Source organism: Ruegeria sp. P8, from assembly GCF_056534665.1.
Map to the genome: position 1 here is coordinate 581,220 of NZ_JBQERC010000001.1, position 20,513 is coordinate 601,732.

At 58.5% G+C, this 20,513-nt stretch carries 26 protein-coding genes and 1 tRNA gene; 9 read left to right on the forward strand and 18 right to left on the reverse strand.

The annotated features are described in order from the left end of the window. Positions 1-204: 204 nt before the first annotated feature. Both ACR0BZ_RS02875 and ACR0BZ_RS02880 read right to left on the reverse strand, forming a co-directional pair. A complete protein-coding gene (locus tag ACR0BZ_RS02875) occupies positions 205-630 on the reverse strand; it encodes an SRPBCC family protein (protein WP_480604119.1) in 426 nt (141 codons plus the stop codon). Then, complete coding sequence (locus ACR0BZ_RS02880) at positions 627-947, reverse strand: ArsR/SmtB family transcription factor (protein ID WP_480476940.1); 321 nt, start codon at positions 945-947, stop codon at positions 627-629. The genes ACR0BZ_RS02875 and ACR0BZ_RS02880 overlap by 4 nt, the downstream gene beginning before the upstream one ends. 114 nt (positions 948-1,061) lie before the next feature. Here ACR0BZ_RS02880 and ACR0BZ_RS02885 point away from each other — a divergent pair, with 114 nt between their 5' ends. Then, positions 1,062-1,493 (forward strand): MmcB family DNA repair protein, encoded by a 432-nt coding sequence (locus ACR0BZ_RS02885; protein ID WP_480493473.1) that lies wholly within the window; start codon positions 1,062-1,064, stop codon positions 1,491-1,493. A gap of 4 nt (positions 1,494-1,497) precedes the next feature. Here ACR0BZ_RS02885 and ACR0BZ_RS02890 read toward each other — a convergent pair whose 3' ends face one another. Further along, positions 1,498-1,686 carry a DUF6324 family protein gene (locus tag ACR0BZ_RS02890; RefSeq protein ID WP_117869403.1) on the reverse strand — a complete coding sequence of 63 codons (189 nt, stop codon included), beginning with the start codon at positions 1,684-1,686 and terminating at the stop codon, positions 1,498-1,500. Between the two features lie 77 nt (positions 1,687-1,763). Here ACR0BZ_RS02890 and ACR0BZ_RS02895 point away from each other — a divergent pair, with 77 nt between their 5' ends. After that, positions 1,764-2,246, forward strand: coding sequence for a GNAT family N-acetyltransferase (locus tag ACR0BZ_RS02895; protein ID WP_480486055.1), 483 nt, complete (start codon positions 1,764-1,766; stop codon positions 2,244-2,246). A 48-nt stretch (positions 2,247-2,294) separates the two neighbouring features. After that, a tRNA-His gene (locus ACR0BZ_RS02900) sits at positions 2,295-2,371 on the forward strand. 92 nt (positions 2,372-2,463) lie between these two features. Here ACR0BZ_RS02900 and ACR0BZ_RS02905 read toward each other — a convergent pair. From ACR0BZ_RS02905 to secG, 11 genes are all read right to left on the reverse strand, one after another. After that, complete coding sequence (locus ACR0BZ_RS02905) at positions 2,464-3,270, reverse strand: ABC transporter permease (protein ID WP_209595834.1); 807 nt, start codon at positions 3,268-3,270, stop codon at positions 2,464-2,466. 91 nt (positions 3,271-3,361) lie between these two features. Continuing rightward, positions 3,362-4,249, reverse strand: a complete 888-nt coding sequence (locus ACR0BZ_RS02910) for an ABC transporter permease (protein WP_480919401.1) — start codon at positions 4,247-4,249, stop codon at positions 3,362-3,364. A gap of 79 nt (positions 4,250-4,328) precedes the next feature. Then, positions 4,329-5,078 carry a transporter substrate-binding domain-containing protein gene (locus ACR0BZ_RS02915; RefSeq protein WP_267365285.1) on the reverse strand — a complete coding sequence of 250 codons (750 nt, stop codon included), beginning with the start codon at positions 5,076-5,078 and terminating at the stop codon, positions 4,329-4,331. A gap of 34 nt (positions 5,079-5,112) precedes the next feature. Next, positions 5,113-5,889, reverse strand: coding sequence for an ABC transporter ATP-binding protein (locus ACR0BZ_RS02920; protein ID WP_267365283.1), 777 nt, complete (start codon positions 5,887-5,889; stop codon positions 5,113-5,115). 128 nt (positions 5,890-6,017) lie between these two features. Beyond that, complete coding sequence (locus ACR0BZ_RS02925) at positions 6,018-6,767, reverse strand: phosphate/phosphite/phosphonate ABC transporter substrate-binding protein (protein ID WP_480481552.1); 750 nt, start codon at positions 6,765-6,767, stop codon at positions 6,018-6,020. Beyond that, positions 6,764-7,201 (reverse strand): tellurite resistance TerB family protein, encoded by a 438-nt coding sequence (locus ACR0BZ_RS02930; protein ID WP_209504296.1) that lies wholly within the window; start codon positions 7,199-7,201, stop codon positions 6,764-6,766. Before ACR0BZ_RS02930 ends, ACR0BZ_RS02925 begins: the two co-directional genes overlap by 4 nt. A gap of 20 nt (positions 7,202-7,221) precedes the next feature. After that, positions 7,222-7,671, reverse strand: coding sequence for a tellurite resistance TerB family protein (locus ACR0BZ_RS02935; RefSeq protein WP_209504295.1), 450 nt, complete (start codon positions 7,669-7,671; stop codon positions 7,222-7,224). A gap of 180 nt (positions 7,672-7,851) precedes the next feature. Then, a complete protein-coding gene (locus ACR0BZ_RS02940) occupies positions 7,852-8,622 on the reverse strand; it encodes an isocitrate lyase/PEP mutase family protein (RefSeq protein ID WP_480919402.1) in 771 nt (256 codons plus the stop codon). Positions 8,623-8,782: 160 nt separating this feature from the next. After that, positions 8,783-9,265 (reverse strand): bacterioferritin, encoded by a 483-nt coding sequence (locus tag ACR0BZ_RS02945; RefSeq protein WP_480919403.1) that lies wholly within the window; start codon positions 9,263-9,265, stop codon positions 8,783-8,785. A 112-nt stretch (positions 9,266-9,377) separates the two neighbouring features. Next, complete coding sequence (locus ACR0BZ_RS02950) at positions 9,378-11,021, reverse strand: CTP synthase (protein WP_209595839.1); 1,644 nt, start codon at positions 11,019-11,021, stop codon at positions 9,378-9,380. A gap of 160 nt (positions 11,022-11,181) precedes the next feature. Beyond that, complete coding sequence (gene secG, locus ACR0BZ_RS02955) at positions 11,182-11,544, reverse strand: preprotein translocase subunit SecG (protein ID WP_209504291.1); 363 nt, start codon at positions 11,542-11,544, stop codon at positions 11,182-11,184. Positions 11,545-11,694: 150 nt separating this feature from the next. On the opposite strand from secG, the gene nthA reads away from it, so the two are divergent. The 5 genes from nthA to ACR0BZ_RS02980 all read left to right on the forward strand — a co-directional run bounded on the left by nthA (position 11,695) and on the right by ACR0BZ_RS02980 (position 15,063). After that, a complete protein-coding gene (gene nthA / locus ACR0BZ_RS02960; protein ID WP_480919404.1) occupies positions 11,695-12,309 on the forward strand; it encodes a nitrile hydratase subunit alpha in 615 nt (204 codons plus the stop codon). Beyond that, on the forward strand, positions 12,306-12,983 hold the full coding sequence (nthB, locus tag ACR0BZ_RS02965) for a nitrile hydratase subunit beta (RefSeq protein ID WP_480919405.1): 678 nt from the start codon (positions 12,306-12,308) through the stop codon (positions 12,981-12,983). The genes nthA and nthB overlap by 4 nt, the downstream gene beginning before the upstream one ends. Beyond that, positions 12,980-13,309, forward strand: coding sequence for a nitrile hydratase accessory protein (locus tag ACR0BZ_RS02970; protein WP_480919406.1), 330 nt, complete (start codon positions 12,980-12,982; stop codon positions 13,307-13,309). Before nthB ends, ACR0BZ_RS02970 begins: the two co-directional genes overlap by 4 nt. Before the next feature lie 222 nt (positions 13,310-13,531). After that, a complete protein-coding gene (locus ACR0BZ_RS02975; protein WP_209504287.1) occupies positions 13,532-14,827 on the forward strand; it encodes an adenylosuccinate synthase in 1,296 nt (431 codons plus the stop codon). Beyond that, positions 14,827-15,063: a DUF2842 domain-containing protein gene (locus ACR0BZ_RS02980; RefSeq protein WP_480870316.1), complete on the forward strand. Its 237-nt coding sequence runs from the start codon at positions 14,827-14,829 to the stop codon at positions 15,061-15,063. The genes ACR0BZ_RS02975 and ACR0BZ_RS02980 overlap by 1 nt, the downstream gene beginning before the upstream one ends. A gap of 199 nt (positions 15,064-15,262) precedes the next feature. Here the strand turns inward: ACR0BZ_RS02980 and ACR0BZ_RS02985 are convergent, their stop codons facing one another. After that, entirely contained in the window at positions 15,263-16,882 is a 1,620-nt protein-coding gene (locus ACR0BZ_RS02985) for a hypothetical protein (protein ID WP_480919407.1), read from the reverse strand. Positions 16,883-17,089: 207 nt separating this feature from the next. On the opposite strand from ACR0BZ_RS02985, the gene ACR0BZ_RS02990 reads away from it, so the two are divergent. Beyond that, on the forward strand, positions 17,090-17,797 hold the full coding sequence (locus tag ACR0BZ_RS02990) for a thiamine diphosphokinase (protein ID WP_480919408.1): 708 nt from the start codon (positions 17,090-17,092) through the stop codon (positions 17,795-17,797). On the opposite strand, the gene ACR0BZ_RS02995 is transcribed toward ACR0BZ_RS02990, so the two are convergent. From ACR0BZ_RS02995 to ACR0BZ_RS03005, 3 genes are read right to left on the reverse strand one after another with little or no spacing between them, the layout of a single operon-like run. Then, on the reverse strand, positions 17,742-18,656 hold the full coding sequence (locus ACR0BZ_RS02995) for a DMT family transporter (RefSeq protein ID WP_480919409.1): 915 nt from the start codon (positions 18,654-18,656) through the stop codon (positions 17,742-17,744). The genes ACR0BZ_RS02990 and ACR0BZ_RS02995 overlap by 56 nt on opposite strands. Positions 18,657-18,701: 45 nt before the next feature. Continuing rightward, the gene (locus ACR0BZ_RS03000; RefSeq protein WP_480919410.1) at positions 18,702-19,118 is read right to left on the reverse strand and encodes a GFA family protein; all 417 of its coding nucleotides are present in this window, start codon (positions 19,116-19,118) and stop codon (positions 18,702-18,704) included. A gap of 20 nt (positions 19,119-19,138) precedes the next feature. Further along, positions 19,139-20,512 (reverse strand): L-serine ammonia-lyase, encoded by a 1,374-nt coding sequence (locus ACR0BZ_RS03005; protein WP_480481524.1) that lies wholly within the window; start codon positions 20,510-20,512, stop codon positions 19,139-19,141. Position 20,513: the final 1 nt, after the last annotated feature.

Consider the following 20,513-nt stretch of genomic DNA (forward strand, 5'->3'; position numbering starts at 1 on the left):
GCAATGTGGCGGGACCACCAAACAACCGTGTGGTTTGATTCCCGAGGACCTGTATATACAGGTGGGCGCCAGGTAATCAGGCCAGGACCTGAACAGAGCCAGCCCCCTCGGAATTGCTTAAGGCCACCAGAATGCTACCTGTCACAAGAAGGGCAGAACCCGCCACGCGCTTAAGTAGGGCGTATGACGGGTTCGCACAAGGGGTCAGGCATCAACAGTTTCGTGCAATGCCGTGCGCATCTTGCCAAAGTGCTCGTCCCAACCCTTGTCCAGCGCCAGGATCAGGCCAAAGGCATCGGCCCCCTGCGGCAGGCCTTCATGCCGCAGGTCAAGGCGCGTCCCGCCTGCGACGGGTTCCAGGGTCCACTTGACCACGCTCACCGCGTCGCCCATCGGTTTTACGGTGAACGTGTATTCCAGATATTTGGGAGGGTTGGCAACGCGAACCTCACCCCAGATCAACAGGTCGCCGCTTGTTGTGCCAAACATCTCCAGCTTTTGACCGGCAGACAGAGTATGTTGAGGTTTGTGGAACCATTCCGCCAGACGATCCGGGTCTGTAAGATAAGCCCAAACCGTTTCCGGCTCGGCCCTCAGAAAGATCGATTTATTCAGAACTGCATCGGTCATTTCGATTTCCTTTCAACAGCTTCCTTGAGAGAGTTGAGGCGATCGTCCCAGAACTGGTCAAAATATCTGAGCCAGTCCAGAACGGGGGCCATCCCCTGTGGTTCAAGACGGTTAATGCGTTCGCGGCCGCGGGTTTCAACGGTGATCAAGCCGCCGTCGGATAGCACGGTCAGATGTTTTTTGACCGCGGCCCGGGTCATGTCGAACCGGTCTGTCAACTGCCCTATGGTCATGTCTTGAGACGAGAGCAATTGCACAATGTCCCTACGTGTGGGATCGGCCAGCGCACGAAACGCGTTTTGAGTTCGGTTATCCATAAGCAACCCCAGAAGAGATACCATTTGGTATCATATTAATGCGACACCCAAAGGTATCATGTCAAGTACGACGCAGCACTTTACTTTTGTTCCCTAATTGTTCACATTTCTGACATGACTTTAGATCTGCAGCCCGGACAGAAACTGGCGCGTGGCGTCGCACGCCACCTTGCCGCGCATGGTTTTGTTTCTGTTGAAGAATTCGTTCCGGCACGTGGTCTGCGTGTCGATGTAATGGGCCTGGGTCCCAAAGGTGAGATTTGGGTGATCGAATGCAAATCCAGCCGTGCCGATTATCAATCGGATGCCAAATGGCAGGGCTATCTGGAATGGTGCGACCGATTCTTCTGGGCCGTGGATACCGAGTTTCCGACCGATCTGTTACCTGATGAAACGGGCTTGATCATTGCTGACGCCTATGATGCCGAGATCGTGCGCATGGCGCCCGAGGACAAGCTTGCCCCGGCGCGGCGCAAGAAGATGATCCAGAAATTTGCAACAGATGCAGCACGCCGTCTGCATGCGCTGCGCGATCCGCGCTTGTAAAAGCTCAGCCTTTGACGGCGAGGGCGGCCTGTATCGCGGCGCGGATCTCATCGGCGATTTCTTCGGCTTCCTCGGGGTCGAAATCCATCGGAATCTCGATGCCGTCGGCTTCGATGAACAAGCGTACCATCCCCTGATCGGTCGGACCGATTTGCAGGTTGGCCTGAATATCGCGTTCGGTATTGATGCCCATCTATGCCTCCGAGACTGAGCATTCGTGCTAGCGCGCACGGGGTTGAGAATCAAGTCACCTTTGCGGTCAGATAAGACATGGAAAATGTGGTTCTCAGAACGTTTCGCCCCGATGATGCCGCGTGGCTGGTTGGACAGCACGGGTTACTCTATGCGCGCGACGAAGGATTTGATGACAGCTTTGCCCCATTGGTTGCGCGCATCCTTGAGGAGTTCATTGCCAACAATGACCCGTCCTTTGAAAAAGGCTGGATTGCTGAACGGGCTGGGCAAAGATTGGGTAGCATCTTCTGCGTGCGTGTTGACCAGACAACCGCCAAACTGCGCCTCTTCCTGCTTGTCCCCGAAGCGCGCGGACTTGGGTTGGGGAAACGGCTGTTACAGACCTGTACAGACTTCGCACGCGAGGCTGGATATCGGGAAATGGTTTTGTGGACCCATGAAAGTCATACGGCTGCCTGCGCGCTTTACAGGGCGTTTGGCTGGGAACTGATCGACAGCAAACCGGTGCATTCCTTTGGCGTCGATCTTGTCGAACAAAGCTGGAGAATTAGGCTTTAATCCTCTTGCATTCCCCCGGCGCGTTCGGTACATCGCCCCTCACAAAGTGCCGCCTTAGCTCAGTTGGTTAGAGCGCTGGATTGTGGATCCAGAGGTCCCCTGTTCAAGCCAGGGAGGCGGTACCATTCCCCCCAAATCGACTGTCCGTGTTCGCATCACCAAGCGTATTACAAGCGTAGTGTAGGCTTGAACGCCGGAATTTACGGCGCGCTGTCCTTTAGCGCGCCAGGTTCAGTTTGAACCGCATTTTTGCCCGTTTGGCGGTGGGCAGGTGGCGGTTCAGGCGTTTGTTGATCAGGCCAAATCCCCCGACAATCACCAATGTCAGCAGGATGAAATAGAACGCCAGAATTGGATAGGGGATGAAGGGGTTGAACGTTTTGTCCGCGAAATAGCTGGCGTAATAGAGCGCGTCGCCACGTTGTTGCCAGGCCGGAAAGGCCGAGAAGAAGACCAGCGTGGTGGCATGGAACAGAAAGATCGCTTCGTTCGTATAGGCCGGCCAGGCCAGACGCAGCATGGTGGGCCAGACGATCCGCCGAAACCGCGACCAGCCGGACATGCCATAGGCATCTGCCGCTTCGATATCTCCCTTGGGGATCGAGCGCAGGGCACCGTAAAAAATCTCACCCGAATAGGCTGCGGTGTTCAGGAACAGCACGATCAGCGCCCCCAGCCAGGCCGAGGTGAAGGCGTCGAACATCGGATATGTTTTCTTCAGCGACAGGAAGAAGAAATAGGCAAAGAAGAACTGGATAAAGAGAGGCGAGCCCCGGAACAGAAAGATGAACCATTCGGCAGGTTTGCGCAGCCATTTGTTGGTCGAGGCTTTGCCGACGGCCAGCGCGGTGGCCAGAAAGAACCCGGTCGCCAGCGCCATGACGCCGAAATAGATATTCCAGATCATGCCCGAGCCGATCAGGGTGAACTGTTCGCACAGGGTGAAATCGGTCTTGGGCAGCAGACGTTCGCCAAAGCCAAGCGACCGCAGGCCGTAATCCTGAATGGTCTGGATGCAGCTCATGCTCGGGCTCCTTGGAAAGGAGATTGCGGGCGCGAAAGAGATTGCTGTGCAATCGCGTGTGGCACCCGGTTGCGGTCTTGAACGCGGATCATCATGCCGTGGTCTCCTTGCGCAGAAGCTCTCCGCCAGAAGTGGCCTGTCCGTGTGACAATCGCCGCATCAGTTTTTCAAGCCCAAGTTCCGAGAAACGGGTCATGCCAAGGTAGAAGATCAGCAGGAACAGGAAATACCACATGCGCCAGTCACCATGCGGGTATTGCGTGAATTTCGAGGTTTTGGTGCCGCCCAGTTCGCGCGCCCAATACACGATATCTTCGACGCCCAGCAGGAAGAGCAGGGGTGTCGCCTTGATCAGCACCATCCAAAGATTGGACAGGCCGGGCAGCGCGTAAACCCACATCTGAGGTACGAGGATTTTCCAGAAGGTCTGGCGGCGATTCATGCCATAAGCTTCGGCCGTTTCCAGTTGCGCATGTGGTACGGCGCGCATCCCCCCGAACAGGACATTGGCCGCAAAGGCGCCAAAAACGATAGAGAACGTGATGACCGCCAGGAAAAACCCATAGGTTTCATGCATCCATTCAGGCGCGGTCCCGAGTGGCAGCTTGGCGGCCTGACAAACGAGGAAGTCATTGCCCTGGCGGATTGGGTCGGTCCAGTCCGGGCACAATATCTTATGCCGCGTCCACTCAAACGCCTGATCCAACGCGATGACGAAGAACAGGAAAAACGCAATGTCGGGCACGCCGCGCACAATCGCGATATACCCTTTGCCCAGCCAGCTGAGCGGGGGGAAATGCGAGCGCGCCGCCATGGCACCTGCAAACCCGAAGCCAAGAGCGACGGGCGCGGTCACAGCCAGCAAGGCCAAAACCTTGATGAAAGACAGGTAGAACGACCAGTGGACGCCATTGGTCAGGTAGCATGAAAACCAGCGGAACGTGCCCAGCGTGTCAGGATCAGCGCAGTACGAGAACATATGGCGTCTTTCCAACGTCTGTTCCGGCTAGGCCGGAAGCGGCCCGGCGCCAAAGCACCGGACCGGGATTGGTCAGGTCTTAGTTGGTGACGACCGAACCGTCAGTACCGTATGTGGCGGTGCCCTCACCGAACCACTTGATCAGCATCTCGTTCAGCGTGCCGTCAGCTTTCATCGAAGTGATGGCTTCGTCGAACTTGCCGCGCAGTTCACCGTCGCTTTCACGCAGGCCCATGCCGACGCCACCGCCCAGCGGAACCGGATCGCCGATAAAGACCAGCTCACCGCCCGATTCTTCGACCAGCGGCACCAGATAGTCGCGGTCGGCCAGAACGGCATCGGCTTCACCGTTACGGACGGCTGCAATGGTTTCTTCCGGGGTCGCGAATTCGACCAGGGTTGCACCGGATTCAGCGACGTGGCCTGCCTGGATCGTGGCGGTTTGCGCCGCAACGACACCGCCGGTTACGTCTGCCGAGTCAGAGGTCGCGACATAGGCCGACGCGGTCGGCGGGTAATAGTCTTGGGTAAAGTCGATGACCTCATCACGTTCGGCTGTGATCGACATACCGGCGATGATGGTGTCGTAGTTGCCCGAGACCAGGTTCGGAATGATCGAATCCCAGTCGTTCTTGACCCATTCACACTCCAGGTTAGCGCGTTTGCACAGCTCGTCGCCGACTTCACGCTCGAACCCGTCGATTTCACCTGCATCGTTGATGAAGTTGTACGGAGGGTAGGCGCCCTCGGTGCCCATGCGGACCGTGTCGGCCATCGCGATACCAGCAGTCAGCGCCAGGGCTGCAGTGGACAGAATCAGGTTTTTCATTGGTTACTCCCCAGTTTTGGTTCTGTTCTTGAAGTTAAGCCGCTTGAGTAGCGGAGAGAAAGCCCCGAAGCCGTTCGGATTCGGGTGACGTAAAGATATCTTCGGGCAAACCTTCTTCCTCGATCAGGCCCTGATGAAGAAATACCACGTGGCTCGAGATATCTGCCGCCATTTTCATGTCATGGGTCACGATGATCATGGTGCGCCCTTCGGCTGCCAGATCCTTGATCACCTTGATCACTTCCTGTTCAAGTTCGGGATCCAGCGCCGAGGTCGGTTCGTCGAACAACAGCGCCTGCGGTTCCATGCACAGCCCCCGCGCGATCGCGGCACGCTGTTGCTGACCGCCGGACAATTGCGCCGGGTAGGCGTCGCATTTGTCGCCAATCCCAACTTTCTCAAGGTATTTGCGCGCGCTGTCTTCCACTTCGGCCTTGTCGCGGCCCAGAACGGTCACGGGGGCTTCCATCACATTTTGCAGGATGGTCATATGCGCCCACAGATTGAACTGCTGAAACACCATCGACAGGTTGGTGCGGATGCGCAGAACCTGCTTGGGGTCCGCGGGGCGGCGCCCATGGCTATCGCCCGACCATTTGACAGGTTCGCCTTTGAACAGGATTTCACCCTGCTGGCTGTCTTCCAACAGATTGCAGCAGCGCAGCAAAGTTGATTTTCCTGACCCCGACGACCCGATCAGCGAGACCACGTCGCCGCCATGCGCTGTGATATCCACCCCCTTCAACACTTCCAGATTGCCGAAGCTTTTGTGAAGGTTTTTGATTTCGATGACGGGAGCGATTTCTGTCACGGGCAGTCCAGTAGTTTGTGGTGTTGGTGCGGTAATAGGGCCGAAAAATTTGCTCAATGCAATGCGCAATTCGCAAATTCAGGGTCGGAAACAGCCAAAATGACCAAATGCACCGGACAATTTGGTCATCAGATTATCCGCTGTGCGCATGGCGGTGGCGGGGTCGGTACGGACAGGTACTCCTCCGCCGGGATGTCGATCAGCCCCTGAATATGCAGCGTTTTGCGGTCGTGTTCGGCAAGGCCGACTATTGCGGTTCGAACTGCGTCTGCGACCAGATCCGCGTTTTGGTCGGGTCCAGTAATATAGGGCAGGGTTGGTGTAGGAGAGGTTTTTGCCAATTCGCGCAGGCTTTTGCCCAGATCGGTATGTTCCTGCAACATCATCCAGGTCAATGCATCCAGCGCGGCGAAATCTGCCTTCCCGTCCGAGACCGCCTGCGCTGACAGCGCGTGACCGCCTGTTTCCAACAACGACGCAGGATTCAGGTTCTCTCGGGATAGATGCGTGATCGGTGCTGCCCAGCCGGATTGAGACAGCGCTTCGTTATACGCGAAGATACCGTCAGTCATGCCCGCCAGCGTGCGGTTGTCGTCGCGCCGCGCCACAAAGACCGAGCAATAATGCCCGGCAGGACAACCGGGCAGGCCGTAATCCGGGGTGCCCACCAGTTGAACCCGACCATGCAAGCGTGTGCGATAGGGCATTCCACAGGTCTGCGCCAGCACCAGTTCGGGATCAAGCCAGACCTGCCAAACATCGGTGTCTCGGGTCAGCTGTTCTGGCCCGCATCCCAAATGCGCACGAATCAACCCCCAGAACCGATCATTGGCGGCCTGAACCTCGGGCATGTCATACATGCCAAGCATGGCGATCAAGATTTAGCGGCCTTTTGCCGGGCCAAAGCCGAATCCACGTCGCTGACCCCTAGTAAGCTGACAACCAGACGCAGCAGCGAGTCCTCCTCACCCGTACGGTGGCCATCAGCCAGCGCCACCGACCACAGCGCCTGAACCACCGCCAGCCGGTTTTCATAAGCGACAGCTTCTTTGATGGCACGGGTAAAACGGACCGTGTCGGGGGCCTCGGCCTCAAGATCTTCGGCACGGGCGCGCAAAGCCGCGCTTTCGAACGGGGACAAACCGTATCGTTCAGCCGAGATGCGGTCGATGCGCGCCATCTCAGAATCAGAATAATCGTTGTCAGATCGTGCCAGACGCACCAGCAGGGCCGTCAGGGCCAGGCGGGCATCATCTTCGACAAGCGGGTCGGGCTTGGGCTGTGTGAGCCTGGAAAGAAAGTCGCTGAACATGGGTAAGATATAGCGGGCGCTTAACTCACATCCAAGCGGCTTTGGACGCGCTCGCGCGCTGCCTGACTGTCATTATAGCTCAGGCCCATGGCAATGCGGGCTTCTTCGACGATCTTTATCTCGCCCTCGTCCGAACTGCCATCTGCCAGAACGATTTCCCACAACGCGTCAAGGGCTGCCAGCCGCTCTTTTAGGTCCGTGGTTTCCCGGATCAGTTTGCCGAACGTATCAGTTTCCGGTGCCGCAGCATGGAGCTTTTCGCAGGTGGCCCGAACCTTGGCCGCCTCAATCGCGTTATGCTGGTAAAGACGAGCCAGTATCTTGTCGATCAGACTGATCTCTTCCAGCTTATAATCGCGATCTGCCTGCGCGACGCGCACCATCAGAGCACCCAGAGCAAGTTCTGCATCCGGGTCCGGCAATTGTTCATGATGAGGCGGTCTGAGCGCCTTAAAGAACCTTTTCAACATAACAAACACCTAGACGACAGGTCGTGATCGGCCAAGCACGAAATGCCGGTCTTGCTATAGTATTGCGTGTGTCCCGCGCTGAACCAGAGCTGCGCGGCACCGGGTACACACCGGCCAACAATCAATCATTGCCCAATATCTATGAGTTTCAATTTGTCCTTAAGAAACAAAGGCCTGCGTTTACCAGGTCAGCGCCTCTTTGGCTGCGTTCTGCAACCAGGCCAGCATCTGGCGATAGGGGACCGGGCCGTAGCTGATCCGCGCGACCCCGAGCTTTGCCAGAGTGGCCGTATCCGGCGTGCCGGGCAGAGCGATGATATTGACCGGCAACGTGGTGGATTCGCAAAGCCGGGCGATCAGGGCTTCGTTCTTTAGCCCGGGGGCAAAGAATCCGCTGGCGCCTGCGTCAGCATAGGCATTGGCACGGGCAATGGCCTCATCCAGCATCGTGTCGTCATGGGTGTCCGCAGCGGCCTTCAGGAAGATATCTGTGCGCGCATTGACATAGGCGGGAATAGCCGCGCGCGCGCAAGCGTCGCATACCGCTTCAACACGTTTGGCCTGAGTGGCGATATCGTAGAGACCGTCATCACCGATGATCTGGTCCTCAAAGTTGAACCCGACGACTCCGCAGTCAAGTGCGCGCAGAACGTTTTGCGCGATCCCTTGCGGGTCTTCGGCATAAGCCCCCTCGAAATCCAGTGTTACCGGCAGATCAACAGCCGCAACGATGCGGCGTGCATTGTCCAACGCGGCCTCAAGTGGAATGTTCTGCCCGTCGCCATAACCTTGCGCCATGGCAACAGGGGCACTGCCGGTCGCGATGGCCTGGGCACCAGCGTCCCGAACGGCGCCAGCGCTGCCAGCGTCCCAGATATTGAACAGAATGACAGGATCGCCCTTCTTGTGAAGGCTGGTAAAGGTCACGGCTTTCTGGGATTGGCTGGTCATCGGAACTCTCCTGTTGTCGCGTATCCTACAGCTAACGCTGAGAAAATGACCCGGCCAGAGTTTTTGCACCCAGCCAGGTCAATTTAAGGTGACGGCACAGGCACAGATTGCGTCAGCTTCGCAAAGCACCTGTGACATCCACCGGTTTGAAACCAAGGTCTCAGGCGTCGCCCGCAGCGCCAGAGACGAATTTCGCGCTAAACGCAGATTCGCCCAGACGTTGCAGAAGGCTCAGCTGTGTCTCCAGCCAGGCTTTATGACCTTCTTCTTCCATCAGGATGCGTTCGAAAAGTGTACGCGAACCAACATCACCGGCCTCAGCCGCCTGTTGCGCTGCATTGGTGTAGAAGTCGACGGCCTCACTCTCGTCTTTGAGATCAGAGGCGAACATCTCTTCCAGTGTGCCTGCTGCGGCCGGGCTTTTCTGAAACGCAAGCTCGGGGGTTCCACCCAGAAACAGGATACGTTCGATAAAGGCGTCAGAATGCACCAGTTCTTCCTGCATCTCGCCCCGCATTTTCTCGGCCAGAATATCAAGGCCCCAGTCGTCCAGTACGTGCGCGTGCAACTGGTATTGGTGCGCGGCAGTAAGCTCCATATGAAGCGCTTGCTGAAGGTTGGTGATCGTTGTTGCGTTGCTCATCGGAAATCTCCTGAAACCGTGAAATGCAAAAGCAGAAAACCTGCCTCTCCACACAGTTAAGAGGTCAGCCCCCACGAAACAACGTGGGGTGACAGTCCGACACAGTCAGGGATCAAACCAGGCGCGAGGTGTCTTTCGCGGCCCGCACAAATTCGCGAAACAGCGGATGCGGGTCAAACGGCTTGGACTTCAATTCCGGATGGTACTGAACGCCAATGAACCACGGGTGATCCGCCCATTCCACGATTTCGGGCAGACGTCCGTCCGGCGACATGCCCGAAAACTTCAGGCCCGCTTTTTCAAGCTTGTCGCGATACTTGATGTCCACCTCATAGCGGTGGCGGTGACGTTCCTCGATCTGCGTGCCGCCATAAACCTCGGCCACTTTGGATCCATCCGCCAATACTGCGTTGTAAGCCCCAAGGCGCATTGTGCCGCCCTTGTCGTCGCCGACCTTGCGCTCGACCTTGTGGTTGCCCTGTACCCACTCCTTGAGGTGATAGACCACCGGTTCAAACCGTTTCTTCCCGGCCTCATGGTCGAATTCCTCGGACCCGGCTTCGGTAATACCCGCAGCGTTCCGCGCAGCCTCGATCACCGCCATCTGCATGCCAAGACAAATGCCCAGATAGGGAACCTTGTGCTCGCGCGCATATTGCGCCGCCTTGATCTTGCCTTCGGTGCCACGCTCGCCAAACCCACCGGGGACAAGGATGGCGTGGAAGCCTTCCAGATACGGGGCCGCGTCTTCGGTGTCGAAAACCTCGGCATCCACCCACTCGATCTTGACCTTCACGCGGTTGGCCATACCGCCATGGGTCAGCGCCTCGGCAATCGACTTATAGGCGTCCTCAAGCTGCGTATATTTGCCGACAATGGCCACTTTCACTTCGCCCTCGGCGTTGTGGATGCGGTCGCTCACATCTTCCCATTTGGCCAGATCGGGCTTGGGAGCGGGGCTGATCTGGAAGGCATCCAGAACGGCCTGATCCAGCCCCTCGCGGTGATAGGCCAGCGGCGCGTCGTAAATGGTGGACAGGTCCTGTGCCGCGATCACGCTGTCTGGGCGCACGTTACAGAACAGGGCCAGCTTTTCCCGTTCCTTGGTCGGGATCGGCCCTTCGGACCGGCAGACCAGAATATCGGGGGCCAGACCGATCGAACGCAGTTCTTTAACCGAGTGCTGGGTCGGCTTGGTTTTCAACTCACCCGAGGCCTTGATGTAAGGCAGCAGCGTCAGGTGCATGAAAATGCACTGCCCGCGCGGCTTGTCCTGACTGAACTGGCGGATGGCTTCAAAGAAGGGCAGGCCTTCGATATCGCCCACAGTGCCGCCAATCTCGCACAGCATGAAATCAACCTCATCCTCGCCTATGGCGATGAAATCCTTGATCTCGTTTGTGACGTGCGGGATCACCTGAATGGTCTTGCCAAGGTAATCGCCACGGCGTTCTTTCTCGAGCACGTTCGAATAGATCCGCCCGGAACTGACCGAGTCGGTCTTGCGGGCAGCCACGCCGGTGAACCGTTCGTAATGGCCCAGGTCCAGATCGGTTTCGGCCCCGTCATCGGTGACGAACACTTCGCCATGCTCAAACGGCGACATCGTGCCCGGATCGACGTTCAGATAGGGGTCCAGCTTGCGCAGACGCACCGAATAACCGCGGGCCTGCAACAAAGCGCCCAAAGCTGCCGAAGCCAGCCCTTTGCCCAAGGACGAAACCACACCACCGGTGATGAAAATAAAACGTGCCATAGTTTTTCGGCTGCTCCCGTGAGACGTCAAAATCAGCTGCCCGGCGGTTCCGAAAAACCGCTGCATCACGGGACTTCACGTATAAAGGATTCGCGCCAAAAGCGCAAGAGAACCGCAAGATGCTGTTGCAGTCCTCTCTCAGGTTTCTAGGTTTTGTGGATCAATCCGCCTGCGGGATCAGCGGCGCGTTGTCGTCCTGTGCCGGCGGCAGAAGATCATCAACCGACGGAATAGCCGGAGCGCTTTCCTCGGTCGAAGCCGGTGCCGGAACGCCCAGACGGTCGATTACCGAGCTGCCCGAAGATTTCTGAGCCGCAAGAATGGTCAGTGTGATCGAGGTGACGATGAAACACGCTGCAAGTATCCAGGTCAGCTTGCCCAAAGCCGTCGCTGCCGCGCGACCGGTCATCGCACCACCGCCACCGCCCATGCCAAGGCCACCGCCTTCAGACCGCTGCATCAGGACAACGGCGATCAGGCCCAGAGCCAGAAGAAGATGGATGATGAGAACGACGTTTTCCATGGTGGTCCTGTACAGCGTGGCGTGTATCGCGTGGTACTTATGCAAGTTTGCCAGCGGGGGCAAGTCAGGAGTTGGCATCAACTTCCTTGATGTATCCCATCACGTCAAAGGGACTGGACAGTGCGTTGAGTTGTGACGCAGGCTGCGGCCATGCCACATGACGATCACGACCACCCGCATGCCCTGTTGCCACCCGAACCCGCATTGCGCGTCAAAGCGCTTGAGACGATTCTGACTCGCAAAGGGCTGATCGATCCGGCGGCTCTGGACGAGATCATCGACACCTATCAGAACAGGATCGGGCCGCAAAACGGTGCGCGCGTAGTTGCCAAAGCCTGGAGCGACCCTGCCTTCAAAGCTGCCCTGCTTGAAGACGCCACTCCGGTCGTAGCCGACCTTGGCTACTATGGCCGCCAGGGCGAACATATGGTGGTGGTCGAGAACACACCGGACCGGCACAATATGGTCGTCTGCACCCTGTGCAGCTGTTACCCTTGGCCGCTGCTGGGTATCCCGCCCGGATGGTACAAATCCGACGCCTACCGAGCCCGCGCAGTGCGAGAACCGCGCAAGGTGTTGGCCGAATTCGGCGTCACCTTGCCCCAAGACACCTCTGTACGGGTTTGGGATTCGACGGCCGAGATTCGCTATCTCGTCTTGCCCATGCGCCCTGAAGGCACAGACGGGATGAGCGAAGTTGAGCTTGCCGCGCTTGTGACGCGCGACAGCATGATCGGCACGGGCCTTCCCAAGGTGCCATCATGACCCGCGTTCACGATATGGGAGGCCGTTTCGGTGATGGTCCGATAAACCCCGAGACAGAGGATGCGCCTGTCTTTGCCGAAGACTGGCACGCCCGCGCTCTTGCGGTGACACTTGCATCTGGTTTTCTGGGGCAGTGGAACATCGACGTTTCGCGCCACGCGCGCGAACGCCTGTCCCCGAAGGATTACGCCCGGTTTTCGTATTATGAGAAATGGATATCCGGTCTGGCCGATCTGCTGGTCGAAAAGGGTGTTCTGACATTGGATGATCTGCGTGGCGTGAGCGGCGACAAACCGCACCCCTTGGCGGACAGAGCACTCAAGGCGGAAGCGGTGTCCGCTGCGCTGGCCAAAGGCGGGCCTGCGGACAGGCCTTCCAATGTCGCGGCGCTGTATTCTGTGGGGCAAGAGGTTGTCACGGTCCGACCGGCAGCAAATCGCCTCGTGGATGGAGGTCACACGCGCCTGCCTGTCTATGCATCCGGTGCCAGGGGCCGAATCCTGCGCCTGCACGGAACCCATGTTCTGCCCGATTCCAATGCGCATGGGTTGGGTGAGGCGCCAGAGCCGATTTATGCAGTGGTCTTTGCGGCATCAGAACTCTGGGCCACCCCCGAACATCCCGCCGACCAGGTGGTTCTGGACCTCTGGCAAAGCTACCTGCAACCGGCATGAACGACTGTATCACATACGGAGCCCCCGAGCCGGTTTTTGCTGAGCCCTGGCACGCTCAGGTCTTTGCCGTCACAGTCGCGCTGAACGAGGCCGGGCGGTTCGAGTGGGCGGATTGGGCGGCGCGTTTTTCAGCGACATTGAAACGCAACGGGCTTTCCCGGGAACTGGATGGCGGTGACGATTATTTCCACGCATGGCTGGAAACGCTTGAGGCATTGCTGGTCGAACAGGGCGCTGCCATGCCGAAAGATGTGCTTGATCTGCATAAGGCCTGGGAAGAGGCTTACCTGACCACTCCGCACGGGCAACCTGTCCACTTACGATGACAGGGTAGGGGCTCTGCCCCCGCCGCCCGTTCCGGGCGCCTCCCCCGGGATATTTACAGCCAGATGAAGCAAGGGATCCGCTCTTCATCTGGCTACAAATATCCCCGCCGGAGGCATCGCGCGCCCGCGCGATTTTCCTCTGCGGCGAAATATCGGTTTCCCTGCGGTTTTTGCCCCGCTATATGAGCCGGGTTTGATCACTCAGCACGAAAAGGACCGGATATGGCCAACGTGGTTGTTGTCGGCGCCCAATGGGGCGACGAAGGAAAAGGCAAGATTGTCGACTGGCTCAGCGAAAGGGCGGACGTAATCGCGCGTTTTCAGGGCGGTCACAATGCCGGTCATACGTTGGTGATAGACGGCGAGGTCTATAAGCTGCACGCGCTTCCTTCGGGTGTGGTACGCGGCGGCAAGTTGAGCGTTATTGGCAATGGGGTGGTTCTGGACCCCTGGCATCTGGTCAATGAGATCGCAACCATCCGGGCGCAGGGTGTTGAGATTACGCCCGACACGCTGATGATTGCCGAAAACACGCCGTTGATTCTGCCGATTCACGGCGAGTTGGATCGTGCGCGCGAGGAAGCTGCGAGCAAAGGCACCAAGATCGGAACAACCGGTCGTGGAATTGGCCCGGCCTATGAAGACAAGGTTGGGCGGCGTTCCGTTCGCGTTGCCGATCTGGCGGACGAAGCCACGCTGGAGGCCCGCGTGGACCGCGCATTGCAACATCACGATCCGTTGCGCAAGGGTCTGGGTATCGAACCGGTTGACCGCGACGCGCTGATTGCCCAGCTCAAAGAGATCGCGCAACAAATTCTGCCGTTTGCGGCACCTGTCTGGAAAGTGCTGAACGAAAAGCGCAAGGCCGGGAAACGCATCCTGTTTGAAGGGGCGCAGGGCGCGCTGCTGGATATCGATTTTGGCACCTATCCCTTTGTGACGTCGTCGAACGTGATTGCGGGGCAGGCGGCAACCGGTGTTGGAATCGGACCGGGCTCGATCAATTTCGTGCTTGGCATTGTTAAGGCCTATACCACCCGCGTTGGAGAAGGGCCGTTCCCGACCGAGTTGGAGGACGCGGACGGTCAGCGTCTGGGTGAACGCGGGCACGAATTCGGCACGACAACCGGCCGCAAGCGCCGCTGCGGCTGGTTCGACGCCTGTCTGGTGCGCCAGACCTGCGCCACCAGCGGCGTGAACGGCATTTCGCTGACAAAGCTGGATGTTCTGGACGGGTTTGAGACCCTTAAGATCTGCACCGGGTATGAGCTGGATGGCGAGCGTTTGGATTACCTTCCGACCGCAGCTGATCAGCAAGCCCGCTGTACCCCGATTTACGAAGAAATGCCGGGGTGGAGCGAATCGACCGAGGGCGCGCGCAGCTGGGCGGATTTACCTGCAAATGCGATCAAATATGTACGTCGGGTCGAAGAACTGATCGAGTGCCCGGTAGCGCTTTTGTCCACCAGCCCGGAGCGGGATGACACCATTCTGGTGACAGACCCCTTTGCCGACTGATGCGCGAGAAACAGAAGACAGGGTTGAGTTACAAGGCACGCCGGCGCTGGTCGCTGGTGATCCTTGTGCTTGGCCTTCCGCTGTACATCATCGCTGTTGTGACGATCGTGAACTTGCTGGGGCGTCCTCCGATTTGGATTGAGTTACTGGTTTATGTCGTGCTGGGCATCCTTTGGGCCCTGCCGTTCAAGTTCGTGTTTCGCGGCGTCGGTAAAGAAGACCCCGATCAGCCCTAGCGCTCGTCAGGTTCGTGTAAATGACCGGGCCTGCTGAGCACCGCGCAGGAAACGCGTGGTCCTCGGCAGTAAGGTGCTGGCTGTCTGGTTTCAGTCGAAACGCTCGGGCTTTGTCATTCAGGGCAGGCGTATGGTCCAATGGCAAAAAGCAAAAAGGCCGGGGGTAAACCCGGCCTTGCTTGGAATCCTTGTGGCGTAATCAGCCTACGGCACGCTCATCATCGGGGCGAAAACCGATCAGGTTGGACGCCGCGAAACGCCCGCCTCCGGCTTTCTCGATCTTGCCATCGCGCAGCAACTGCCCAAAAGAACGCAGGCTTTCTTCGCGATTGAACTCGTCCTGTTTCAGTGAACGCACCTTGTTCATCAGCTGCGGGCGCGAAAACTGCTCCTGACCTTCGATGAAGGACAGATATGCGGCAGCCGCTTCCAGAAGATCAGGCAGCGATTGCGCACCCTGTTCCTGTGCAAACTGTGCGAAACCGCCTTCTTCCGATCCGGTTGCGTCCTGGTCTGCGGTGACACGACGTGGCGAGACCGGGCTTGCGGATGTTCCGTGTTCATCCACCCGCTGCTCGGCCACCAGCTTGAGCGGCGCCGGAGCTTCCGGTGCCGGACGCATGCTGGTTACCTTGATTTCGGGTCGCCGTGGGCTGACCACGGATGCCAGATCGCCGCGATATTCCCGGTCGGCCGCCTCATCCGAGCGTGCCTGACCGTCGCGGTCGGCTTCGGTGGCTGCGACGGCGGTGCGCAGGTGCGAATAGGTTTCGCGCGCATCGCTGCTGCTGGGGTCATCCATATGCTCACCGGTCTTTGCCATCAGGCGCGACATATCCTGATCGGGATCCGCATCGTCCGCCAGTTTTTGGCTCGAACGGCCGGACAGGTGCTGTTCGATCTCGGAAATTTCGGTCAACAGGTGCATTTCGTCTTCTGCCGTCAAAACACCCTGCGTCAGGTCTTCCTCGACCGGTTCATCGTCGGATTCAATTGCTACGTCTTCTACGTTGAGGATGTTGGGGGCATCCTCTTCGTCGAAATCTTCTTCGGCAACGTCTTCGAGATCAGTCAACAGGGGCTCGGCGGCGGACTGATCCGCCACCGGCGTGTCTTCGATCTCGTCGATTTGCAGGGGCTGGGGGGTCAGGGGCGCCTGCAAGTCAACGGTTTCTTCGATCTGAGTTTCAGCAACTTCGGGGATCAGCGCATCAGCTGTCTCAGCCGCTTGTGGTTCCGCGGCCTCCTCGTCAAGCGCCTCGTCAACCGCAGGTGCCGCCAATTCTTCGGTTTCCTGGGCTTCAGGCTCTTTGGGTTCGGCAAAGTCATCCGCGCTGAGAGCACCAGCCTCAAACGCGGCGGCCACAGCATCTACCGGGGGGGCGGTATTGGCCATCAGAGACGAGTCTTCGTCTTCGGAATACTCGGCAGCGGGCACATCGGAATGAGAGACGACCGCGCGAATACGCTGCAGTTTCGCCGCGATGCTGTCAGCAGCCGGGGGCGGGGTGTCTGCGACAGGTTCTGCCTCAGCGAACCCGGTCTGCGCAGGGGTCGGTTGTGGCTGAACATGAGCGGGAGTTTCGGCTACATTGACTGCGGCCGTGTGCGGGGCCGGTTCTTCAGCAGCAACTGGCGCTTCGGTTGTCTGAGTGGCACGCAGCAACAGGCCGGATTCGTTCTGACGGGCTTCGACGCGCTGTGATGCATCACGCCGGGCGATGCGGGTCAGCATTTCGGCATCAGGTTGCGGGGGTTCCGAACCGAAGTAACGGTCATCCGCTGCGAGATCGCGGAAATACTCGGCGATGGCTTTCATCGTTTCAAAGGAATCATCAAATCCTTCCAAAGTGCAGGAGAAGGTTCCATATGAAACGGTTAATACCTTGTTATTCTGTACCATCAGACGCACGTCCTTTACAAACTACGAGAGCCCACTTACCCGGAATCGGGAGCACACGAAGGCTCTGAACTTTATGCATGAACCTATCATTTTGTGGTCTTAATGTGTCCAAATCCGGGAAAAATGGCCAATCTTAGGAAAATCGAGCCAATTGTACGCTCTATCGATCCAATCGGGCTGTTCGGAGGGGGATTTATCGGATCTGGAGACCTGAATCTGGTGCTGAATCGCGTCAATTCGGTCGTTGCCGCCGATGGCGGAGCGGACATTTTGACAGAATCAGGCCGGATTCCCGATGCGGTGATTGGTGACTTCGATTCGCTGAGCAAAGCGACGCAAGCCAAAATTCCCACGGATCGCCTGTTTGCCATCCGCGAACAGGACAGCACCGATTTCGACAAGGCCCTGCGCAATCTGCACGCTCCGCTGGTTCTGGGGGCTGGGTTTCTTGGCGGGCGACTTGATCATCAACTGGCCGTTCTGAACGTTCTGGTCCGGCGGCAGGATCAGGCCTGCATATTGCTGGGCGAACGTGAACTGGTTTTTCATGCGCCGCCAGAGATCAAGCTGCCGGTTGCGCCCGGCGATGTGGTCTCGCTGTTTCCGATGCAGCCCGTGACGGGGCGCAGTACCGGGCTGGAATGGCCGATTGATAATCTGGCCTTTCAGCCGGACGGGCAGGTGGGAACATCCAACCGTGCACTGGCGCCTGTCGAGCTGAACATGGATGGGCCGGGCCTGCTGGTGATGATCCCGCGCACAGCACTTGATCCGCTTATGCAGGTGTTTCTGTCGGGGCGGACCGGGCGCTGGCCCGCTCGCGCAGAATGACATACAGGCCTGCGGCAATGGTTATGACGATGCCAGCCGCAGCCAATCCATCGGGCAGATCGCTGAAAATCAGCCATCCGATCAGGGTTGCAACCGGGATTTCCAGATATTGCATCGGGGCCAGTGTGGCAGAGGGCGCATAGCGCAGCGACCACGTCATCAGCAGATGCGCGACCGTACCCAACACCCCGATCGCAATCAGCAGCCAGTTCAGGTCGCTGGATGGCAGGGTCATCGAGAGCGCCTGAATGTTCATTTGCGTGCCAATCTGAAGGACCGGAGCCAGAAGGACTGTCGCAAATACGCCGGACACAGCCTGCAACGACACCGGGTCGGTCTCTTTCGCGACTTGCCGGGTGACCAGCATGAACAAGGCAAAGACCACGGCAACGATCAGTGGCAGCAACGCAGGTGCGCCCACCTCGGCAAAGCTGGGTTGAATGACCAGCAACGTGCCAATGAACCCGACGATGCAGGCGGCAAGACGGCGGGAACCGACCTCTTCCTCCAGAACATATTTGCCCAGCAGCAGCATGATGAATGGCATGACGAAGGCAATAGCAACGGCATCCGCCAATGGCAGGAATTGCAGCGCGCTGAACATGGCTGAAATGCCGATGATATGCAGCAGCGTCCGTAGCAGGGTCAGCCGCAGGATGCGTCCGCGCATCCGCCAGGGTCGCCCGGTCACCGCAACCAGCGGGATCAGGATCACCGCTTGCACCGCGAAACGGACCATGACCAGCAGACCCAGCGGTGTGGTCTCGCCCAACAGCTTCGCCATCGCATCCCCCAAGGGCGCGAGCACGCAAAAACCAAGCATCAAGAAGATGCCAAAGACGGGTCTGTCCTGAGTCATGAGCGCGACGCTAACTGTTTCGCGACGCAGAGGGAAGCGCTGTTGTCAGCGGTTGGGCAGGGGCTGAACCTTGGTGTAATCCGGCCCGTTGCAGGTAGGCAAACCATCCTCCAATTTCAGCCATTTCAGCTTTTCTTCATGCGCGACATGCAACGTTGGTTCCAGCGCTTCAGGAGCGCCCAGCGTCGCGACATATAGGTGCACCACATCCGACATGGCGGTTGAACGGAAGGACATCGGCGTGCCGCAATGCGGGCAGAAGCTGCGCTCGACACCGGGAGAGGAGTTAAAGCGCTTGGGCTCTTCACCGATCCACCGCCAATTACCATCGCGAACTCCGAAATACGTTGTCATCGGCGCTGCGCATTGGCGACGGCAACTGTCGCAATGGCAGGTGACGCATGAAAGTACCGGAGGGTCGACCTCGAACCGGATCTTGCCGCACAGACAATGCCCACGCATGTCGCCCCTCGCTTTCTGTTTCAGCAGTTCGGTACGTTCACAGCCAGACCACCCAGCGAGGTTTCCTTGTATTTCTCATGCATGTCATGGCCGGTTTGGCGCATCGTCTCGATCACCGCGTCCAGCGGCACGAAATGCTGACCGTCCCCGCGCAAGGCCAGTGAGGCGGCTGAAACTGCTTTGATAGCGCCTAACCCGTTTCGTTCGATACAAGGAACCTGAACCAGCCCGGCAACGGGGTCGCAGGTCATGCCCAGATGATGCTCCAGCGCAATCTCGGCGGCATTTTCCACCTGTTCGGGGGTTCCGCCCATCACCGCGCAAAGCCCGGCTGCCGCCATGGCGGCGGCGCTGCCAACTTCGGCCTGGCATCCCGCTTCGGCACCCGAGATTGAGGCGTTGTACTTCACCAACCCGCCAATGGCCGCTGCGGTCAGCAGGAAATCCTCGATATGGCTTTCGGACGCGCCCGGTACATGGTCCAGATAGTAGCGCAGAACAGCGGGCAGAACACCTGCGGCCCCGTTGGTGGGCGCGGTGACAACTTGTCCGCCTGCCGCGTTTTCCTCGTTGACCGCCATGGCATAGACGCTCATCCAGTCGTTGATCGTGTGCGGCGCGGTCAGGTTCATGCCGCGTTCGGCCATCAACGCATCATAGATGCCTTTCGCGCGGCGGCGCACTTTCAAACCGCCCGGAAGGATGCCGTCGGTGGTCAAGCCGCGTTCGATACAGGCATTCATGACGTCCCACAGGCGAGCCGAGCCTTTGGCAAAACTGTCAGCGCAGCCCCGCGCGATCTCGTTCGCGCGCTTCATCCCGGCTATGGTCTTGCCACTGGATTTGGCCATCTCAAGCATTTCTGCGGCGGATTTGAACGGGAACGGGACCGGGTCGCCTTCATCGGTGTCTTTCCCTTCGGCCAGTTCTTCCTCGGTCAGGACAAAGCCGCCGCCGATCGAATAAAACACCTGCCGCAGGATGACATCGCCCTGTGCGTCGGTAGCCATCAGGATCATCCCGTTGGCGTGCCCGGGCAAATTGTTGTCGTAGTCAAAAATCAGATCCGCCTTGGGATCGAAATGAAGCGTCGGCAGGCCTTCGGGCGTTACGGTGTGCGTGCGTGCTATATCGGCCAGCGCGGCCTCGGCCTTTTCGTTGTCATAGGTGTCGGGAACAAAGCCCGCCAGACCCAGAATGGTCGCCCGATCGGTCGCGTGGCCGACGCCGGTGAAGGCCAGCGAGCCGTGCAGCGAACCTTTCAGGCCCGTAAATTCAAAGGGGGACGCGCGCATCATGTCCAGAAAGCGCGCCGCGGCCACCATCGGGCCCATTGTGTGCGATGAAGACGGGCCAATGCCCACTTTGAACATATCGAAGACAGATAGGAACATA

Bases quoted from the DNA above. Each gene is read 5' to 3' on its own strand.
- ACR0BZ_RS02890 (WP_117869403.1), bottom strand. From the start codon at position 1,686: ATGGGCATCAATACCGAACGCGATATTCAGGCCAACCTGCAAATCGGT.
- secG (WP_209504291.1), bottom strand. From the start codon at position 11,544: ATGGAAAACGTCGTTCTCATCATCCATCTTCTTCTGGCTCTGGGCCTG.
- ACR0BZ_RS02970 (WP_480919406.1), top strand. From the start codon at position 12,980: ATGAACGACTGTATCACATACGGAGCCCCCGAGCCGGTTTTTGCTGAG.
- ACR0BZ_RS02985 (WP_480919407.1), bottom strand. From the start codon at position 16,882: ATGAAAGCCATCGCCGAGTATTTCCGCGATCTCGCAGCGGATGACCGT.
- ACR0BZ_RS02910 (WP_480919401.1), bottom strand. From the start codon at position 4,249: ATGTTCTCGTACTGCGCTGATCCTGACACGCTGGGCACGTTCCGCTGG.
- ACR0BZ_RS02975 (WP_209504287.1), top strand. From the start codon at position 13,532: ATGGCCAACGTGGTTGTTGTCGGCGCCCAATGGGGCGACGAAGGAAAA.
- ACR0BZ_RS02905 (WP_209595834.1), bottom strand. From the start codon at position 3,270: ATGAGCTGCATCCAGACCATTCAGGATTACGGCCTGCGGTCGCTTGGC.
- ACR0BZ_RS02990 (WP_480919408.1), top strand. From the start codon at position 17,090: ATGGCCAATCTTAGGAAAATCGAGCCAATTGTACGCTCTATCGATCCA.
- ACR0BZ_RS02950 (WP_209595839.1), bottom strand. From the start codon at position 11,021: ATGGCACGTTTTATTTTCATCACCGGTGGTGTGGTTTCGTCCTTGGGC.
- ACR0BZ_RS02945 (WP_480919403.1), bottom strand. From the start codon at position 9,265: ATGAGCAACGCAACAACGATCACCAACCTTCAGCAAGCGCTTCATATG.
- ACR0BZ_RS02930 (WP_209504296.1), bottom strand. From the start codon at position 7,201: ATGTTCAGCGACTTTCTTTCCAGGCTCACACAGCCCAAGCCCGACCCG.
- ACR0BZ_RS02880 (WP_480476940.1), bottom strand. From the start codon at position 947: ATGGATAACCGAACTCAAAACGCGTTTCGTGCGCTGGCCGATCCCACA.
- ACR0BZ_RS02940 (WP_480919402.1), bottom strand. From the start codon at position 8,622: ATGACCAGCCAATCCCAGAAAGCCGTGACCTTTACCAGCCTTCACAAG.
- nthA (WP_480919404.1), top strand. From the start codon at position 11,695: ATGCCACATGACGATCACGACCACCCGCATGCCCTGTTGCCACCCGAA.
- nthB (WP_480919405.1), top strand. From the start codon at position 12,306: ATGACCCGCGTTCACGATATGGGAGGCCGTTTCGGTGATGGTCCGATA.
- ACR0BZ_RS02895 (WP_480486055.1), top strand. From the start codon at position 1,764: ATGGAAAATGTGGTTCTCAGAACGTTTCGCCCCGATGATGCCGCGTGG.
- ACR0BZ_RS02875 (WP_480604119.1), bottom strand. From the start codon at position 630: ATGACCGATGCAGTTCTGAATAAATCGATCTTTCTGAGGGCCGAGCCG.
- ACR0BZ_RS02935 (WP_209504295.1), bottom strand. From the start codon at position 7,671: ATGTTGAAAAGGTTCTTTAAGGCGCTCAGACCGCCTCATCATGAACAA.
- ACR0BZ_RS02980 (WP_480870316.1), top strand. From the start codon at position 14,827: ATGCGCGAGAAACAGAAGACAGGGTTGAGTTACAAGGCACGCCGGCGC.
- ACR0BZ_RS02995 (WP_480919409.1), bottom strand. From the start codon at position 18,656: ATGACTCAGGACAGACCCGTCTTTGGCATCTTCTTGATGCTTGGTTTT.
- ACR0BZ_RS03005 (WP_480481524.1), bottom strand. From the start codon at position 20,512: ATGTTCCTATCTGTCTTCGATATGTTCAAAGTGGGCATTGGCCCGTCT.
- ACR0BZ_RS03000 (WP_480919410.1), bottom strand. From the start codon at position 19,118: ATGCGTGGGCATTGTCTGTGCGGCAAGATCCGGTTCGAGGTCGACCCT.
- ACR0BZ_RS02885 (WP_480493473.1), top strand. From the start codon at position 1,062: ATGACTTTAGATCTGCAGCCCGGACAGAAACTGGCGCGTGGCGTCGCA.
- ACR0BZ_RS02915 (WP_267365285.1), bottom strand. From the start codon at position 5,078: ATGAAAAACCTGATTCTGTCCACTGCAGCCCTGGCGCTGACTGCTGGT.